We start from the raw sequence: 17648 nt of genomic DNA, 5'->3' as shown, positions 1-17648 counted from the left end.
GCGCCGGAAAAATGCTTTGGCAAAACCCGCCTGCGCCCTAGAGATGCCATTTGTTTGGCCTTTGGATGCGAGAGGACACAGGAGCGTTGAAACCCAAGCAGGTTCGGACAATTTACGATTTGGCAGAGCTCGCCGGTGTCTCCGCCGCGACCGTCTCCCGCGCGCTGGCCGGCAAGGCCGTGGTCAATTCCGAGACTGCTGAGCGCATCCGCAAGCTGGCGCAACAACATGGTTTTCAGCCGAGCCCGCTGGCCCGCAACCTGCGCACGCGCAAGACCGGGGCGATCGGCGTGGTCATCCCGCTTGGCCATGAGCGCGCCCAGCATATCTCCGACCCCTTCTTCATGACGATCATCGGCTTCCTGGCCGATGAACTCACCGAGCGCGGCTTTGACCTCATGCTCTCGCGGGTCATTCCGGACCGGGACGACTGGCTGGAGGGCATCATCAAGACCGCGCGGGTGGATGGCCTCATCATCATCGGCCAGTCTGACCAGTCCGCGGTGCTCAACTCCGCCGCCGGCCATTATCTGCCGATGGTGGCCTGGGGCGCCTTCACCCAAGGGCAGAGCCATTGCTCGGTCGGCACCGACAATTTCCTCGGCGGCCAGATGGCAATGCGCCACCTGATCGAGCGCGGTTGCAAGCGCGTGGCGTTCCTCGGCAATCCCCGCGCCATCGAGATCGCCCAGCGCCTGCAGGGCGCACGCGCGGTGCAGCAAGATCACGCGGCGGACGTGATGCTGACCGAAGTGCCGACCCACCTCGCGCCGGAACTCAGCGCGCCGGACATCAACGCCTATCTCGATCAGGTGGATCAATTGCCCGACGGCATTTTTGCGGCCTCGGACATGATTGCCCTCGCCGCCGTTCAGACCGTCATCAGCCGGGGCATGTCGATCCCCGACGATGTGCGAATCGTCGGCTTCGATGACCTCCCGATTGCGCAAAGCATCGTGCCGCCGCTGACCACGATCCATCAGGATATTGCCAGCGGCGCCACGCAGATGGTCGATTGCCTGCTCAAGCGGATCGAGGGCCGGCAGACCGGTTCGATCATTCTCAACCCCGCTCTGGTGGTGCGCGGCTCCACCTGACGGACCGATTTTCCGCTGCTACAGCCCTGTTCCAAAATGGTTGTAATCGATTGCCAATGGCGTATTGGTTGCGAGGACTTGAGGAACGGGGACAATGATCGAAATTCAGGCGCAATCGCGCGCATATTTGCAGCATGGCGCGAGGAGCCCATGGCCTTGCAACACAGTTGCGAACGCCTCCTTTCCGGACATCGCCTGCCCCGGCCTCCTGCGCACTCGCGCCCTCTTCTTTCTCTGACCTAACTGGCTCTCCATGAACGATATCAGCACGACCCGCTGGACGGTCGAACAGCTTAATCACCTCAAACTGATCCCATCCTGCGTCGCGCCGCTCATCGGCGAGGCTGATGTGGAACGGATCAGTGAGGATGTGTGCGTGTGGGACGCCTGGCCCATCTTGCAGCGCGACGGTTCGCCGGCCCCCGCCGATCTGTGGATGGCGCTCGCCTCGCCCTGGTTTGCCGACCCTGATGAGCGTCACGGCCACGCCCGCATCCATTTGTTCGAGCGAAGGGGTGAGGATTGGCGGCATTATGGCCCGGTGATGCCGGACGGCTTCTCGCCCGGCAGCCGGGAATGGTCCGGCTCGGCCTATGTGGAGAGTGACGGCCGACGGTTGACGCTCTATTTCACTGCCGCCGGCTTTCGCGGCGAGAGCGAACTCAGCTTCGAGCAACGCCTGTTCGAGGTCGAGGCCGATCTGGTTAGCCAGGATGGCGGCTGGTCCGTCGAGAATTGCCGCAATCTGCTCGAATCCTTCCCGCGCGACCCGCGCTTTTATGCCGATCCGCTGTCGGCCGGTGGCGGCCTCGGCACCATCAAGGCCTTTCGCGATCCCGGCTATCTGCTCGATCCGGCGAGCGGCGAGCATTGGCTGCTGTTCACCGGCTCGCTGGCCACCTCGCAATCTGCCTATAATGGCGTTATCGGCGCGGCGCGGGCCAAGCCCGACGCCCTCGGCCAGTGGGAGGTGACCGCGCCGATCATCAGCGCCGATGGCCTCAACAATGAGCTGGAGCGCCCGCACATCGTGCTGGCCAATGGACTCTATTACCTGTTCTGGTCCACACAGACCCATGTGTTCAACCCGGAAGCCCCCCGCGCGCCGACCGGCCTGTACGGCATGGTGTCCGGGCAGATCACGCACGGGTGGAAACCCTTGAACGGTTCCGGCCTCGTCATCGCCAACCCGCCGGAAGCGCCGCGTCAGGCTTATAGCTGGCTGGTGCTGCCCGATCTCTCCGTCACCGCCTTCGCGGACGATTGGGGCCGTGGCGAGGCTGCCGAGGGTGCTAAGCGCTTTGCCGGCACCTTCGCGCCGTTCCTTCGTCTCGCCTTGGATGGCGAGACGACGCGGATTATCGACTGAGCCATGTCCAGCACGCGCCTTGCCGGGGTCGAGCTGGGTGGGACGAAGACCTTCGTCCTGCTCGCTCAAGGTGATCGCATCGTCGAGCGGGTTCGCATTCCGACGACGCAGCCTGACGAGACGCTGGCCGCCGCCAACGCACAATTGCGCGCCTGGCACGCGGATGCGCCCATTGCCGCGATCGGCATCGCATCTTTCGGCCCCATCGCTCTGTCCCGCAAATCCGATAATTTCGGCCATATGCTGCCCACCCCCAAGCCCGGCTGGGCGGGCGCCGACATTGCCGGCGGGCTGACGCGCGGCCTCGATTGCCCGATGGCCATCGACACGGATGTCAACGGCGCGGCCCTGGCCGAGCATCGCTGGGGTGCCGGTCGCGATCTCGATTGCTTCTGGTATATCACCATCGGCACCGGGCTCGGCGGCGGCCTGCTCGTTGACGGCAAGCCGGTGCACGGCGCCATGCACCCGGAAATCGGCCACATCCATGTGCGGCGCGCGGCAAGCGACAGCTTTGCCGGGGCCTGCCCGTTCCATGGCGACTGCATCGAAGGACTGGTGAGCGGCCCCGCCCTCGCCGCCCGCTTCGGCACCAGCCCCGAGCACGTCGCCGATGACGATCCGCGCTGGGATTTCGTGGCGTCCGACCTGGCGCAACTCGCCGCCACGCTGTTCCTCACCACAGCGGCAGAGCGTATCCTGTTGGGTGGCACTGTGGCCACCAGCCGCGCTGCGCTCCTGCCCACCATGCGCGCCACGTTGCTGCGGGATCTGGGCGGCTATCTGCCCTTCCTCACGCAGGAGACGGTCGAGCAACGTCTGTGCCTCGCAGGCCTCGGCGACGAAGCCGGCCCAATCGGCGCGATCGCGCTCGCCATGGCCGCACTGCAGGGCTGAGCGTCCGACGGAGCGCTTGCGCCGCGCAATGACGCTGGCGCTGCGTTCGCCTGCCGCATTGGCGCTTCACATATGAACTGATCTGGAAAATATGGCTGGGGCGGGAGGATTCGAACCTCCGCATGGCGGTACCAAAAACCGCTGCCTTACCGCTTGGCTACGCCCCAGCATCGCGCGCTGCGAGCGGCCCATATACAGGGCCGGGCGCAAATGCCAAGCCGGAGAAACGGTGGTTTGGCGATCTCTTTCGGTGAGCATCCTCCCTTGCGCGCCCTGCTTGCGAAAGCCGCGAGCGGGGTGCGGAACGAAGTTCCATCGCCTGTGCACACGCCTTATAAAACGGCGCATGAGCAACGCCCCATCCAGTCCCGCAGCTTCCCCCCTGTTCCTGCGCGAGGAGGAGATTCGTCGCGGGATCGAACTGCTGCAATTTGGTCATATGGCGTTCGCACGGGCCATGGACCCAATTCTGGATGAGCATCGGCTCGGCCGCGCGCATCAACGGGCGCTCTACTTCATCGCGCGGCGGCCCAATCTCAGCGTGTCGGCGCTCATCGCGCTGCTTGGCGTGACCAAGCAGTCGCTGGGGCGCGTGCTCGATGAGCTGATCGAGCGCGAGTTGCTCGCGGTCCACAAGGGCGACCGCGACCGCCGGCAGAAGCTGCTGAGGCTGACGCCTGCCGGGCAGGCCATCGAGCAGGCGTTGTTCGATGCCGTGCGTGAGCGGTTCGCGGCGGCCTATTCGGCAGCGGGGCAATCGTCCGTCACCGGCTTCTGGCGGGTGCTGGAGAGCCTGCTGGATCCGGAAACCCAGCGACTGGTCGCCGCCCTGCAAATCGCGCGCTGACGGTTCAGCTGGCCTTGGTAGACAAGGCAGCGAGAACTGCACCCCGGTCCCGCGCAGCCTTCAGCGTCTCCATGACGAGCGGGGCGAGGCCGTCGGACCGATCCAGCACGTCCAGCCCTTCGCGGGTCATGCCGCCCTTGCTGGCGACTGCATCCGCCAGATCGGCAGGCGGGCGATCCGCCGCCGCTGCGCTCAACGCGGCGCCTTCCACGGTCTTGAGCGCCATGCGCGCGGCCGCATCGGGCGCGAGGCCGAGTTCGGCGCCAGCCGTGGCCAACGCATCGATGAAGCGATAGACGAAGGCCGGGCCGCAGCCTGCGAGCGCTGTCGCGGCATCGAAAAGTTGCTCATCGTCCAGCCATTCGACCAGACCGAGGCGACTGCACATGGCATCGATCAGATCGCGCGCTCGTCCGTCAGCCGCATCTTCCACCTTGAGAATGCTGACACCCTTGCCGACCCGGACGGGCAGATTGGGCATGCACCGGACAATCGACTGGACGGCCGGGAAAGCATCCCGAATGCGGGCGATCGGTACGCCCGCGAGGATCGAAAGCAGTGTCGTCTCAGGCCCAAGAAGCGGTGCCGTTGCCCCGGCGACGTCCGCCAGTTGCTGCGGCTTGCAGCCGAGCATCACCAGCGTGTCACCCTCTACTGGCCCTTCGAGCGCTGTCAGCACTCGCACGCCCGGCGCGACCGCCTTGCCGCTGGGGCGCACCACCGTCACCCGCTCGGCGGGCAGGCCCTCGTCGAGCCAGCGCAGCAGCATGGCTCCGGCCATGTTGCCGCAACCCAGCAGAAGAAGATGCGAAGGCCACATCGGGCCAGCCTCAGGCTTCGCCATGCGTCTCAATCAGGCTGGCGGCCATGGCTTCAGCGGGATTCTTGCCACCCCACAGGACGAACTGGAAGACGGGGTAGAAGCGCTCGCATTCGTCGATTGCGCTTTCCACCAGCAACTGCGCCTGATCGAGCGTCAGCGATCCGCTGGGGCCGAGCAAGGCGCCATGACGGAACAGCAGCGTGCTACTCGCCGACCACAGCTCGAAGTGGCCGAGCCAAAGCTGCTCGTTGATGAGCGCGATGGTTTCGCAGATCGCAAGGCGCTTGTCATCGGCGACGCGAATGTCCGGCAGCACGAGAAGCTGCAGCACCATGTCATCGTCACGCCAGATCGCCCGGACTTCGTATTCGGTCCAGCTGCCGCGATGCCGCGCGACCAGCTCGTCCTCGCCGACATGCTCGAAGGGCCAGTCATGCGCCTCGAAATAGGCCGCCAGCATGTCGATCGGCTCGGCTTCCTGCTCGCCGCCTGTAAATTCATCCCGGTCGATCATACTCAAAAACCGTCAGTCCACTTCCTGTAACGGCCAGCGCCGTCCTGCCCCTGCTGGACAGCCCTTCGTAGCACGACACGGCGCAAGCGGAAAGGCAGGCGGCAGCGAAGCCGCGCCCAACCTGTCCGGAATGCGATATGTTGCTGTGAATAAGTTGTGGATAAATGCGGGATAGCTGGTCGAAAACTCAGCTTGCGGCCTTGTCCGACGGCTTGCCGGCCTTCGGCGCACCGCCCTCCAGCGCAGCCAGCCGCGCCTCGAGCGCTTCGACCTGCTCGCGCGCCTGCGCCGCCATGGCCTTGACCGCCTCGAACTCCTCGCGGCTTACGAAATCGAGCCCGCCGATCCACTCGCGCGCGCGCTCCCGGGCATTGCTTTCAAACTCGCGCCCCACCCCGGCCACGGTGCCGGCGGCGCCGTTGATGATCTTGGACAGGTCGTCGAAAAAGCGGTTTTCACTTTGCATGGGTCTGATCCTTCGCCGCCGCTGATGGCGGCCATCGCCTAGATTTGGGTACGCACGGCGGCCGGAACAAGGGTTTCGGCATCCGGGTTCATCCGGTCGATATCGAAGGCGAGCCCGCTCGCAAAGCCCAACCAGCAAAGATAGGGCACCATCAGCCACGCCGCGACAGACCGAATCCGCCCGACGAGGATGGTGGTGATCGTCGCCAGCGCGAGAATGACGAGGATCAGATAGAAGGCCAACGTCGCCTGATGTGCGCCGAAGAACAAGGGTGACCAGACGAGGTTGATGCAGAGCTGGACGATGAAGAGCGTGATGGCGAGCCCCCGCCCCCTCGCGCCGCGCGCGTGCAGGATCATCGCAAGCGCCAGGGCCATGAGCAGATAGAGGGTTGGCCACACCGTGCCGAACACCCAACCGGGCGGCACCAATGCCGGCTTGCTCAGCGCATCGAACCAGCGATTGTCATAACCGCTGTTGGACAGATAGCCCGACACAAAGCCGAGAAACTCGATGGCAGGGATGGTGACAAGCGCCCAGCGGAGGAAAGACATCCGCAACTGACTTCGCGATGCAATCTGGTTCACGCGCGCTCCCACTTCATGCCGAATCCCCACAGCGTTGACATGACTTTAACGATGGCGTTGCGCCGCGCCAGCCCTTCCCGCATGCCGATTGCACGGGAGAGGATCGCGCCTGCTTCATCCCGGCACGCGTGCGCCGGCAATCAGGAACTCCACATTGCCTTCCGGCCCAGTGATCGGGCTGGTGGTGAGGCCAGTGACCTGCCATCCCGGTTGTGCCGCCAGCCAGGCCTCCGCCTCCGCGCAGACGCGGGCGTGGACCTCCGGATCGCGCACCACGCCGCCCTTGCCGACCTCTTCGCGCCCCGCGTCGAACTGCGGCTTGATGAGCGCGACGAGCCGGGCGGCGGGTGCCGCGAACGTCAACGGGCGCTCCAGCACCTTGGCGAGGCTGATGAAGCTGGCATCGCAGACGATGATGTCGACCGGCTCAGGCACATGCGTGGCCGTCAGAATGCGCGCGCTGGTCTGCTCGTGAACGATGACGCGGGGGTCTTGCCGCAGCTTCCACGCAAGCTGGTTGGTGCCACTGTCGATCGCATAGACCCGCGTTGCGCCGTTGGTCAGCAGCACGTCCGTAAAGCCGCCAGTGGAACTGCCTACGTCCATCGCCACCAGTCCGGTCACATCGATGTTGAATGCGTCCAGCGCGTGCGCCAGCTTGAGGCCGCCACGCGAGACCCAGGGATGATCGCGCCCCTTGAGGACGATCTCCGCCTCCTCCGGCACCGCCTGCCCCGCCTTGTCCACAGGCTTGTCGCCGACCAGCACATTGCCGCTCATGATGAGCGCCTGCGCGCGGGTGCGGCTCTCGGCAAGGCCGCGCTCGACGAGCAATTGATCGAGGCGCTTCTTGGCCATGCTCAACGTTTCGCCAAAGCGGTGAGCGTGCCGGATGTCAGCACTTGCGGGAGAACCTGCGGCGTCGCAGCGCCGGGTGCATAGAAGAGGTACAGAGGTACGCCCGAGCGGCCATGCGCTTCGAGGAAGCGGCTGATCGCGGGATCAGCATTGGTCCAATCGCCGACCATAGGCGCAACCCCGCCCGCCTCGAAGGCCTCGCGCACCGCCTGCGTATCGATGGCATTGGCCTCATTGACCTTGCAGGTCAGGCACCAGTCGGCTGTGAAATAGAGGAAAACCGGCTTGTTCTGCGCCCGCAGCGCGGCCAGCCGGGCCTCGCTGAACGGCTCGCCCACCAGCCCTTCGCCCGCTACGGGACGATCCCCGCGCACCAGCGCAGGCGCGGCGATTGCAGCGCCGCTCAACAGTATGGCGACCAGCCCAGCCAAGGCCCAGTTGACGCCACCGCCGGCGCGCTGGCGACGCCCCAGCAGCAGCAGGGCCAGGATCACGCCGCCCGCCAGCAACACGCCCAGCACCACGCCACCGGCACCAAGCTGCCGCGAGAGCAGCCAGAGCAGCGCCAGCGCCGTCAGCCCCATCGGCACCGCCATGATTCGCCGAAAGCGCGTCATCCACGCGCCCGGGCGCGGCATCAGTCGGCGCAGTGCCGGAACCCAGGCAATGGCGATGAACGGCGAGGCCAGCCCGAGGCCGAGGCCTGCGAACACCGCCAGAGCCAGCGGCCAGGGCAGCACCAGCGCGGCGCCCATGGCCGCGCCCATGAACGGCCCGGTGCAGGGCGTCGCCACGAAGGCGGCCAGCGCGCCGGTCCAGAATGCGCCCACCTGCCCGCCTTGCCCGGCCCGCCCCTGCCCGACCGAAAGCGATGCGATCTCGAACCCGCCGAGAAGATTGAGCGTGATCGCCACCATCAGCATCAGCAGCACCGCGATCACGCGCGGGTCCTGCAACTGGAAGGCCCAGCCGACCTGCGTACCGCCGGCCCGGATCGACAGCATCAGCGCCCCGAGCGCGAGGCAGGTGACGAGAATGCCGGCGGTGTAAGCCAGCGCATCGCGCCTGGCCTGCCGCTCATCCCCGCCCGCCTTGGCCAGGCTGATCGCCTTGAGGCTGAGAATCGGGAAGACGCACGGCATGACATTGAGGATCAGTCCGCCCAGAAAGGCGCCGCCGAGGATCAGCAGGACCGCGCCAAGCCCGGTCTGCGCGGCTGGCTCGGCCGTTGTGGCGCCATCCGGCGCCACCGTCAGCCGCTCACCACCCTCGGGCACAGCACCGGGCGTGGCCCTGATCGCCAGCGCGACGCCCGGCGAAACTGCCAGCACGCCCTCGACCGTGCCGGGCACGGACGCGTCCTCGGCCAGCCCCACCTCCATCACCAGCCAGTCACTTGCCCGACGTACGGTCTGCGGTTGCGCGTAGCGCACGACATCCGGCGTGGTCGCAAAGAACCATGGCGCGCCCAACGGCGCCGCCTGCGGATAGGGCACCGCGATGCTCAGCGTCCCGCCGGCTATCGCATAGCGGGCGGGCTGATCGAGCGGACGGGGGAGAGCCGCGCGAAATCCATCGAAGATCTTGCGGGAGGCTGCCGTCGTAGCACCATCGCCAATGGTCAGCGTGGTCGCGATCTCGCCCTGCTCCGGCACGCAAATCGCATCCGTGCAGGCGAGCCAGCGCGCCGTGCCGCGCACCGGCAAGACGGTGCCAGCCGACAGGCCCGCGGGCACCACAAGATCGACCAGCACCGCATAGTCATGCTCGTAGACATGGTTCATCAGCCCGGCGATCAGCAGCCGGTCCGGCACGGGATAGCGGAAATCGCCTATCTTGAGGCCACTGCCCGCCGGCAAATCCCAGGCGACCTGCATCCCCTGCCCGGCATCGCCCGGATTGCCCCAATAGCCATGCCAGCCGGCTTTGGGTTTCATCACGATAGCGAGCGTGACGGTGCTCCCGGCCGCCGGGCGGTCCGTCTCGGCGATAAGGCTCGCGGTGATATTCGGTGCCCCGCGCTGCCCGAACGCACCGCCATCGGCTGGGGCCGCAGATTGCGCAAAAGCGGCTGGGCCAACCAGCAATGCTGCCAGAAGAACCCATAGCGTCATCAAAACGCCATTGAGCCGGCGCACAGGAAAAGCCATGAAACGGATCATTGGCCGTTCTGTAAGCGCGCGCCGCCCCGACCCCAAGGAGAATCTATGCGTTTCCCTGCTTGCCTGTGCCTTGCCGCAACGCTGGCCCTGAGTGGCCCGGCGCTGGCCCAGCCCGCGCAGACTCCAGCCGCGCCCGCTGCGCCCGCAGCTGAGGCGCCGCAGAGCCCGCCCAAGCTGCTGGTGGTCATCTCCGTCGATCAGTTTTCCACGGACCTGTTCGGCGCCTATCGCAGCGCCTTCACCGGCGGCCTGGCCCGCTTGCAGCAGGGCATTGTCTTCCCCAATGGCTATCAGGGGCACGCCGCCACGGAGACGTGCCCCGGTCATTCGACGATCCTGACCGGCAGCCGCCCCGCGCGCACCGGCATCATCGGCAATGACTGGATCGACCAGAAGATCGCCCGTGCCGACAAGACCGTCTACTGCGCCGAAGACCCCGACGTACCGGGCACGAGCTCGCGGGATTATGCGCCGTCCGTTAAGATGCTCCGCGTGCCAACGCTCGGGGGCTATATGAAGGCGCAGAATCCGGCGGCCAAGGTGGTGTCCGTCTCCGGCAAGGATCGCTCGGCGATCATGATGGGCGGGCCGGTGGTCGATCAGATCTGGTGGTGGGGCGGCAATGGCTTCACCAGCTATCGGGGGACGCCGCTCACCCCTTTGATCGAGCAGGTGAATGCCGGCGTGCGCAAGACCTTCGACCAGCCCCGCCCGGCGATGGACGTCCCCGCATTCTGCAAGGCCAATGACCGCGCCGTCCGCCTGACGGACACGCTCAGCGTCGGTGACGGACATTTCGCCCGCGCCGGCGGCGATGCCCGCGCCTTCCGCACCTCGCCCGAGGCCGATGCCGCCGTGCTGGCGCTCGCCGTCAAGCAATTGGAGGCGCAGCAGCTCGGGCGCGGCGACACCACCGACCTGCTGATCGTCGGCCTCTCGGCCACCGACTATATCGGCCATAGCTACGGCAATCGCGGCGCGGAAATGTGCATCCAGATGTTTGCGCTGGACGATGCCCTCGCCAGCTTCCTGGATCGGCTGGACGCGACCGGCCTCGATTATATGGTGATGCTCACCGCCGACCATGGCGGGCCGGACATTCCCGAGCGGCTGCGCGAACAGGCCGTTACCGACGCAGAGCGCGCGGACCCCGCCCTGTACCCGAGCGCGGTGAGTGCGGCGATCAGCGCGCGCACCGGCATCACCGTGCCGCAGGGTCCGTTGCTGCTCGGCACCAATCCCTTTGGCGACATCTATGTGAATGCCGCCCTGACCGCCGCCCAGCGTACGCGCGTCATTGCCGAGGCCAAGGCCTTCTACGCCGCTCACCGACAAGTCGAGGCCGTCTTCACCCGTAAGGATATCGAGGCCGCGCCGGCCCCCACCGGATCGCCGGAAAGCTGGTCACTCGCGACGATCGCCAAGGCCAGCTACGATCCGGAGCGCTCGGGCGATCTCGTCCTTCTGCTCAAGCCGAGGATCATGCCCATCGCCACGCCCGCGCCCGGCTATGTTTCGACGCACGGCAGCCCGTGGGGCTATGATCGCCGGGTGCCGATGCTGTTCTGGCGCAAGGGCCTGATGCACATGGAGCAGCCGCAAGCGGTGGAGACGGTGGATATCCTCCCGACCCTCGCGGCGCAGATCGGCGTCACCGTGCCGGCCGACCGGATCGATGGCCGCTGCCTCGATCTCGATCCCGGCCCGGCGACCCGTTGCCCCGCCCCGCAGGATCGCTAGACTGGCCTGAATCGGTCGCAACAAGCAGGACCGGATAAGGAGAGGCTACACGCATGTCAGGCAAGATCGTCATTACCGGTGCCTCAGGCCAATATGGCCGGGCCGCCACGGACCGGCTGATCGGGAAAGGGCTGGCAGACCAGCTCATCCTCATCAGCCGCTCGCCGGACAAACTGGCGGACCGCACCGCACAGGGCTGCGACGTACGCTATGGCGATTATGACAAGCCCGAAACGCTGGCCGCCGCCGTGCAGGGCGCGGAAAAAATGCTGCTCATCTCCGGCACGCGGGTCGGGGCCCGCGTCGTCCAGCACAAGGCGGCGATCGATGCGGCAGCGACCGCCGGCGTCCGCCACATTCTCTACACCAGCTTCATCGGCATCGATGACCCGAACAACCCGGCGGAAGTGCGCCACGACCATATCGAGACGGAACAGGCGATGCGCGCCTCCGGCATGGCCTGGACGGCGCTGCGCGACGCGCATTATGCCGACGCCATGATCCTGATGGCCGGGCCGAATGTGCTCGCCACAGGCAAATGGTTCAGCAATGCCGGCGAGGGGCGCGAAGCCATGGTTTGGCGCGACGATTGCGTGGACTGTGCCGTGGCCGCAATGACGACGCCCGGCCATGAGAACAAGATCTACAACATCACCGGGCCGGAACTGCAGAACTTTGGCGAGGTTGCCGCGCTCATCACGCAGATCACGGGCTGCCCGGTGGAGCACATTCCCGTCGACGACGCGCAGCAATATGCCATCTTCGACAGCATGGGGATTCCGCGGCGCCCGGTGGACGACCAATATGTGAGCGGCATTCCCTGGAACAGCGACGATATGGTGACCTTCGGCCGCGCGATCCGCGAAGGATATCTGGAATTGCGCACCGATGACGTGCAGGCGTTGACCGGCCGCCCGGCACGCTCCGTCCGCCAGATGATCGAGGAAAATCGCGCGATGCTGGTCGAGGCCGGCCGCGGCGCCACGGCGGCGCAACCGGCATGAACCGCGCCGATTACGAGCGGTATCTCGCGGCGTTCAACGCCAAGGATTATGATGCGGTCTGCGATTTTTACGCAGAGCCGATGGACATGCGCTTCTTCGGCGTCGCGCTGCAATCCCGCGAGGACATGAAGCGCTTCTACAGCTTTCTCCACGCCCATGTTCACGAGAGCGTGCGGGTGCTCAACTTCGCGTCGAGCGACACCCTGACGGCCGTCGACGCCATCGTGCGCATCGAGGCCTATCGCGACCTCGACCGGGCGACGCTCGATGCCAATGGCGCGGGCGGGTTGTTCCCGATCAAGGCCGGCGAGGTGCAGGAGATGCGGCAGTTCATCTTCTACACCCTGCGCGACGGGCTGATTGTGGACGTCGCCTGCGCGCTGGCGCCGCCGCCCGGCTGACCGGCGCGGCGAGCTGCTTTAGCGATAGGGCGACTGCGTGCGGCTCACATAGAGCGGCGAGCGCGCGACCGGGCCGCTGACGACCATCGCCTTCATGCCCTTGCGCACCTTGTCGGCATCGATGACATTGTTGAGAACCGCGCGGGTCTGGCCGCTCGGCAGTGGCTCGACCACAGAAAGACCGATACCAGCCTTGGCACAATAAGCCAGCACATCCGCCTCCGGGGCGGCGAGGATGACGACGCGGCTCATGCGGCGAGGCTCCCCTGCTGCGCGAACACCGCGCGCATGGCCGTGGCCGAGCGCAGACGGTAGGGATAGGGGTGCGCCTTAATGCGGGCGGACACAGAGCATGCGGCTTCCCGCGCGGCATGATGGCGCTGGCTGCAGCCGGCGAACTGGGCGTCGATCAGCGCGCGCTGCTGATCGTGCAAAAGGCGATTGAAATCTTCCATGAGCGTCTCCCGACACGGCAAGCGGGAGCACGACGGTCTCTCAGTTATCGCGACAGCTTGCGAGCAGGGTTCGCGCTAATCGCGCCGCCCTAGCAGCTAATATGTCATCTGTCGCACGCAATCGCCCCGGCAACAGCCCGGCGCACCGCGCACGGATCAGGTCAGCGCATAATAGCGCACCAGATTGCCGTCCGGCTTGCGCTCGCCCACGCCCACGAAGACATGGCGGGTCATCCAGTCATATTTGCCCTTGCTCGTCTCGAAGGTCGGCTGCGCGCGCAGATAATAATCCTCATGCGCGACCGGCTCGCCGCCCTCGAAGGCCCAGGCCCGCAGCCTGGCCATGGAGTCCGGCTTGCGCCCCCAGAGATAGCCCTTGTTCTGCATGTAGATGATCTCGCCATCGTCGGTTTCGAGCAGATAGCGGGCATCGAACACGGCGGTATCGTCATCGCGGAAATGGGCGTAATCGCCGCCGGAATTGGGCACGGCCCGCCCGCGCAGCCGCGGCCCCTCGAAATGCCCTTCATCCACGAGCACCGCCGAGCGGAAACCGCCATTGTGGACATTGGGAACGCCGAAGACCCGCGTGAACATGAGGCGGCACTCGAAGGCGAACTCAAGCACGGGCTGGTCGAGGGTCGAGAAGGACATGGGGGCTCCTTGGACGATCAAGCGGCGGGTGATCAGGCGGCGCGGGCGCCCACCTCTGGGCGGGCATCCCACGGGCTGGGCATATGATAGGGCACAGTGATGAAATTCGCTTCGATCTGGCAGATCATGCCGTGATCGATCTTGAACAACTCGGCGAGATAATAGCTATGCGGCCGGCGGATGTGCGAGCGGACCTGCGTGCCGTCGGTCAGCGTGTAATGATCCAGCCGCCCGCAATGATCGATGAAGCCATAAGCCAGCACCAGCCCCCGCTCCTCGTCCACCAGCGGAAAGCGGCGGCCGCGCAGGCGATCGTCATAGCGGTAATTGCCGGTGCGGAACTGCGCCTCGCACGGCAGGCCGGCGACAGGCACCAGCTTGGCGAACTCAGGGTTGTTGGTGGTCTGCACGCCGTTCTCGACCCGGTTGCAATCAGGGTGGAATTTGGTGCGGATCGTCCCGTCATTCAATTGCAAGGTCTCGAAATAACCATCTGACAAGGCGATCATTTCTGCGCGGGAGACGGGCGCCTCAACGGTGGCGTTGAGGATCGGCTTGTCGTCAAATCGCTGGTTCTCGAACACCGGCGAGCTGTCCACCTGCCGCACCACGATGGTCTCGGCCTCCGCTACCCGGCCCGCCTCGTCCAGCCCGAGGCGGACGGTGTATGCGCTCTCATCCAGCGGCTCCACCGCCGTACCGAAAAAGCCGACCTGTCGCGTCTGTTCGTCGGCAAACATCAGGCGATAGTCGCCGAGCCGCTCGATGGTGCCCCACAAGCCATCGTCCGGTTGGAGGCGGACATTGTTCTCGGTGATGAACGGATCGGGCGCCCAGTTCACGGCGCCGGGGTCTTTACGCCCCAGCGCCGCGAGATAGGCCTCCAGCGCATCATATAGCGCCGCGTGGCTCATCCCCTTTTGGCTCACGCCGCGTTGACCGGCGCGTCCATGTACATGGCCTTGATCTCCAGATAGGCCATCAGCCCGTCCACGCCGCCCTCCCGGCCGATGCCGGACTGCTTATAGCCACCGAAAGGCAGGCCCCAATCGACCTTCAACCCGTTCTGGCCGATGCCGCCGGTGCGGATGCGCCGGGCGACGTCGAAGGCGGCCTGCGCATCCTTGGTCAGCACTGAGCCCGAGAGGCCGTAATTGCTGTCATTGGCGACGGCGATGGCCTCCTCCTCATTATCCACCGGGATGATGCTGAGGACCGGGCCGAAGATTTCCTCCTGGGCGATCTTCGACTTGTTATCGACATTCTTGAACAGCGTTGGCTCGATGAAATAGCCCTGGTTGAGATGCTTGGGGCGGTTGCCACCGGTCACCAGATCGGCCGTCTTCTTGCCTTCCTCAATGTAGCTTTCCACGCGCTCGAGCTGGCGCTTCATCGCGAGCGGGCCGAGCTGCGTCGTCGGATCGTCCGAATAGCCGATCTTCACCTTCTGCATTTCCGCCGCAATGGCATCGGCAATCTCGTCCTGCCGGCCGCGTGGGACGATCAGCCGGCTGAGCATCGCGCAGACCTGCCCGGAGAGCAGGCTGATCGTCTGCGTCATCAGCTTGGCGGTCTCCTCGGCGGAGAAATCGTCGCGCACGATGGCAGCGGACTTACCGCCAAGCTCCAGCGTGCAGCGCGCGATCCGCTCGCCACACACGCTCGCGATGCGCTTGCCGGCCACGGTGGAGCCGGTGAAGCTCACCTTGTCCACGCCGGGATTGCAGACGAGGTGATCGCTCGCCTCGCGATGACCGCAGACGAGATTGACGACGCCCGCCGGCACGCCCGCCGCCTCGCACGCCTCGGCAATGATATAGGCCTCCAGCGGCGTCTCCGGCGAGGGCTTCATGACGACCGTGCAGCCCGTGATGAGCGCATTGGCGACCTTGGAGGCCATGATGCCATAAGGCCCGTTCCACGGCGCGATGGATGCGACCACGCCGACCGGCTCATAGACGAGATAGGCGGCGGCTGCGGCCTGCGTCTCGCGCTGCTGGACATACTGGAAGTTGGCACCCACCTCGCGGGTCTGGTCGAACTGCATGGTTGCGCCGGCGACCATGCCGGGCGCGAAGCTCGCGAGGCCACCCATCTGCGCGGTCCAGGCCTTGGCCAACTCGCTCGCGCGGCTCTGCAGATGCGCGGTGATCTTCTTCATGATCTCGTTGCGCTCAGCAACGCTCATGCGCGGCCACGGACCGTGGTCGAAGGCAGCGCGGGCGGCGGCAACGGCAGCGTCCATGTCCGCCTCATCGGCTTCCGCCACGGCGCCGACGACCTGCTCGGTGTTCGGCGAAACCAGCTCGATGAACCGCCCGCTATTGGGCGCGCGCCATTGCCCGTTGATCCAGACCTTGCCCGGCTCCTTCACGAACACGCCTTCGGGATTATGTCCTGCCACGCTCTCTCTCCTTCAATTCATAGCCCGGCGCCGCCGCCTTCTGGGGAGCGGACTGCCCGGATTCTGGCGACCTGCACGCCACCGGATTCGATGGCGCGGATGCTAAGGATTGCGGGCGTGGGTGCAAGGGGAAAGCGGTGGGACCGTTGTGATAATGTTGACTTTGTCTAACAGGAATCTTCGCCCGATGGCAACTCGGCGTCCCCGCCTGCAGTATTGGATTGTCAAACCCAGCGCGGACGAATTTCTGACGGCCGCTCGCGACTATCGTGGGCAGTCTTTTTGCGCATCGCTCGCAAATGCCAAGCACCCCAATGATTGCAAAATTCAACCATATTGACTCGCTCCTGTAACCGGCTCACACTCCGCGCCGATAACCGCCGCAGACTCAAGCAAGCACAGGCGGGAAAGACGAGAGAGGACGCCCATGATCACCGTCAATCAGCTTCATCCCCTGTTCTTCGGCGAGATCGTCGGGGCGGACCTCAAGGCCGAGCCGACCGAGGATCTGCGCCAGGCGGTGCAGGATGCGATGGACAAGCACATCGTCTGCGTTGTGCGGCAGGGACCGATCACGGATGAGGAGCATATCCGCTTCGCCCGGCTGTTCGGGCCGCTGGAATATCCCCCCAATTATGGCAAGCGCCCGGCGGGCCGGATCGCGCCGGAGCTGTTCTCGGCCGGCAATCTCGATCCTGATGGCAATATCAAGCCGCTGACCCCGGCCAATGCGAACATCGCCAAGGGCGCCGAGCGCTTTCATGCGGACAGCTCGTTCAACCCCCTGCCCTCCAAATGGTCGATGCTGCGCGGCGTTGAGTGTCCTCCTTCGGAGGTCGGCGGCGACACGCTGTTCCTCGATCTGCGCGCGGCCTATGACGATCTGCCGCAGGCGATGAAGGACAAGGTGGATGGCATGACCGGCATCCACGATTTCTGGCGCGGCCGCCAATATGCCGGGCTTGAGGTCACCGAGGAAATGAAGGCCGCGATGCCGATGCCACCGGTGCATCATCCGCTGGTGCGTGAGGCGCCGCTCGGGCGCAAGGCACTGTTCGTCGGCGGGCATTGCGTGGGCGTGGTCGGCATGAGCGACGATGAGGGCCACGCCTTCGTGGAAGAGCTGTACGCCCATGTGACCCAGCCCAAATATATCCACCGCCATCAGTGGACGGTCGGCGACATCGTGATCTGGGACAATCGCTATGCCCTGCACGCCGCGACGCCGCTGGAAACCGACCAGTATCGCCGCGACATGCGCCGCGCGACGCTCAATGAGAGCGGCGAGGAAGGCGACACCTACGAGTTCCGCCGGCGTCAGGCCGAGGCGGCGCACTGAGCGCCGGTCTGGACCTCAACCGCGCACTGAC

General features: G+C 65.7%; 19 protein-coding genes and 1 tRNA gene. 8 read left to right on the top strand and 12 right to left on the bottom strand.

All coding sequences use genetic code 11. The annotated features are described in order from the left end of the window. The first annotated feature begins 119 nt into the window (after positions 1–119). The 3 genes from M2336_RS10545 to M2336_RS10535 all read left to right on the top strand — a co-directional run bounded on the left by M2336_RS10545 (position 120) and on the right by M2336_RS10535 (position 3363). The gene (locus tag M2336_RS10545) at positions 120–1097 is read left to right on the top strand and encodes a LacI family DNA-binding transcriptional regulator (RefSeq protein WP_264572487.1); all 978 of its coding nucleotides are present in this window, start codon (positions 120–122) and stop codon (positions 1095–1097) included. A 253-nt stretch (positions 1098–1350) separates the two neighbouring features. Beyond that, positions 1351–2466 (top strand): glycoside hydrolase family 68 protein, encoded by a 1116-nt coding sequence (locus M2336_RS10540; RefSeq protein WP_264572486.1) that lies wholly within the window; start codon positions 1351–1353, stop codon positions 2464–2466. A gap of 3 nt (positions 2467–2469) precedes the next feature. Continuing rightward, complete coding sequence (locus tag M2336_RS10535; protein ID WP_264572485.1) at positions 2470–3363, top strand: ROK family protein; 894 nt, start codon at positions 2470–2472, stop codon at positions 3361–3363. A gap of 92 nt (positions 3364–3455) precedes the next feature. Here the strand turns inward: M2336_RS10535 and M2336_RS10530 are convergent. Continuing rightward, positions 3456–3530: transfer RNA gene (locus M2336_RS10530), tRNA-Gln, on the bottom strand. A 179-nt stretch (positions 3531–3709) separates the two neighbouring features. Between M2336_RS10530 and M2336_RS10525 the strand changes: the two genes are divergently transcribed. Next, positions 3710–4210, top strand: coding sequence for a MarR family winged helix-turn-helix transcriptional regulator (locus M2336_RS10525; RefSeq protein WP_264572484.1), 501 nt, complete (start codon positions 3710–3712; stop codon positions 4208–4210). A 4-nt stretch (positions 4211–4214) separates the two neighbouring features. On the opposite strand, the gene M2336_RS10520 is transcribed toward M2336_RS10525, so the two are convergent. From M2336_RS10520 to M2336_RS10495, 6 genes are all read right to left on the bottom strand, one after another. Next, a complete protein-coding gene (locus M2336_RS10520) occupies positions 4215–5054 on the bottom strand; it encodes a pyrroline-5-carboxylate reductase family protein (RefSeq protein WP_264572483.1) in 840 nt (279 codons plus the stop codon). After that, positions 5041–5547, bottom strand: coding sequence for a YbjN domain-containing protein (locus M2336_RS10515; protein WP_181559260.1), 507 nt, complete (start codon positions 5545–5547; stop codon positions 5041–5043). Before M2336_RS10515 ends, M2336_RS10520 begins: the two co-directional genes overlap by 14 nt. Before the next feature lie 187 nt (positions 5548–5734). After that, entirely contained in the window at positions 5735–6013 is a 279-nt protein-coding gene (locus M2336_RS10510; protein ID WP_264572482.1) for an accessory factor UbiK family protein, read from the bottom strand. Between the two features lie 38 nt (positions 6014–6051). Beyond that, a complete protein-coding gene (locus tag M2336_RS10505; protein WP_264572481.1) occupies positions 6052–6600 on the bottom strand; it encodes a TspO/MBR family protein in 549 nt (182 codons plus the stop codon). Positions 6601–6714: 114 nt separating this feature from the next. After that, entirely contained in the window at positions 6715–7458 is a 744-nt protein-coding gene (locus tag M2336_RS10500) for a TlyA family RNA methyltransferase (RefSeq protein ID WP_264572480.1), read from the bottom strand. A gap of 2 nt (positions 7459–7460) precedes the next feature. Then, a complete protein-coding gene (locus M2336_RS10495; RefSeq protein ID WP_264572479.1) occupies positions 7461–9608 on the bottom strand; it encodes a protein-disulfide reductase DsbD family protein in 2148 nt (715 codons plus the stop codon). A 57-nt stretch (positions 9609–9665) separates the two neighbouring features. On the opposite strand from M2336_RS10495, the gene M2336_RS10490 reads away from it, so the two are divergent. From M2336_RS10490 to M2336_RS10480, 3 genes are read left to right on the top strand one after another with little or no spacing between them, the layout of a single operon-like run. Beyond that, positions 9666–11360, top strand: a complete 1695-nt coding sequence (locus tag M2336_RS10490) for an alkaline phosphatase family protein (RefSeq protein ID WP_264572478.1) — start codon at positions 9666–9668, stop codon at positions 11358–11360. Positions 11361–11413: 53 nt separating this feature from the next. Next, positions 11414–12364 (top strand): SDR family oxidoreductase, encoded by a 951-nt coding sequence (locus M2336_RS10485; protein ID WP_264572477.1) that lies wholly within the window; start codon positions 11414–11416, stop codon positions 12362–12364. Further along, entirely contained in the window at positions 12361–12765 is a 405-nt protein-coding gene (locus M2336_RS10480) for a nuclear transport factor 2 family protein (protein ID WP_264572476.1), read from the top strand. The genes M2336_RS10485 and M2336_RS10480 overlap by 4 nt, the downstream gene beginning before the upstream one ends. A gap of 18 nt (positions 12766–12783) precedes the next feature. Here the strand turns inward: M2336_RS10480 and M2336_RS10475 are convergent, their stop codons facing one another. The 5 genes from M2336_RS10475 to M2336_RS10455 form a co-directional block, all read right to left on the bottom strand. Continuing rightward, positions 12784–13017 carry a hypothetical protein gene (locus M2336_RS10475; protein ID WP_181559252.1) on the bottom strand — a complete coding sequence of 78 codons (234 nt, stop codon included), beginning with the start codon at positions 13015–13017 and terminating at the stop codon, positions 12784–12786. Beyond that, the gene (locus M2336_RS10470; RefSeq protein ID WP_264572475.1) at positions 13014–13220 is read right to left on the bottom strand and encodes a hypothetical protein; all 207 of its coding nucleotides are present in this window, start codon (positions 13218–13220) and stop codon (positions 13014–13016) included. Before M2336_RS10470 ends, M2336_RS10475 begins: the two co-directional genes overlap by 4 nt. Before the next feature lie 156 nt (positions 13221–13376). Then, complete coding sequence (locus M2336_RS10465) at positions 13377–13874, bottom strand: DUF3237 domain-containing protein (RefSeq protein WP_181559250.1); 498 nt, start codon at positions 13872–13874, stop codon at positions 13377–13379. A gap of 32 nt (positions 13875–13906) precedes the next feature. Continuing rightward, complete coding sequence (locus tag M2336_RS10460; protein ID WP_264572474.1) at positions 13907–14788, bottom strand: hypothetical protein; 882 nt, start codon at positions 14786–14788, stop codon at positions 13907–13909. Positions 14789–14799: 11 nt separating this feature from the next. Beyond that, positions 14800–16278 carry an aldehyde dehydrogenase gene (locus M2336_RS10455; protein WP_264572473.1) on the bottom strand — a complete coding sequence of 493 codons (1479 nt, stop codon included), beginning with the start codon at positions 16276–16278 and terminating at the stop codon, positions 14800–14802. Positions 16279–16705: 427 nt separating this feature from the next. On the opposite strand from M2336_RS10455, the gene M2336_RS10450 reads away from it, so the two are divergent. Next, a complete protein-coding gene (locus M2336_RS10450) occupies positions 16706–17617 on the top strand; it encodes a TauD/TfdA dioxygenase family protein (RefSeq protein ID WP_264572472.1) in 912 nt (303 codons plus the stop codon). The last annotated feature ends 31 nt before the right edge of the window (positions 17618–17648 follow it).

It is taken from the genome of Sphingobium sp. B1D7B (genome assembly GCF_025961965.1).
In the GTDB taxonomy this organism is placed as follows: Bacteria; Pseudomonadota; Alphaproteobacteria; order Sphingomonadales; family Sphingomonadaceae; genus Sphingobium.
The sequence above is the reverse complement of the archived record's forward strand: the minus strand, read 5'-3'. Positions and strand labels throughout refer to the sequence as shown.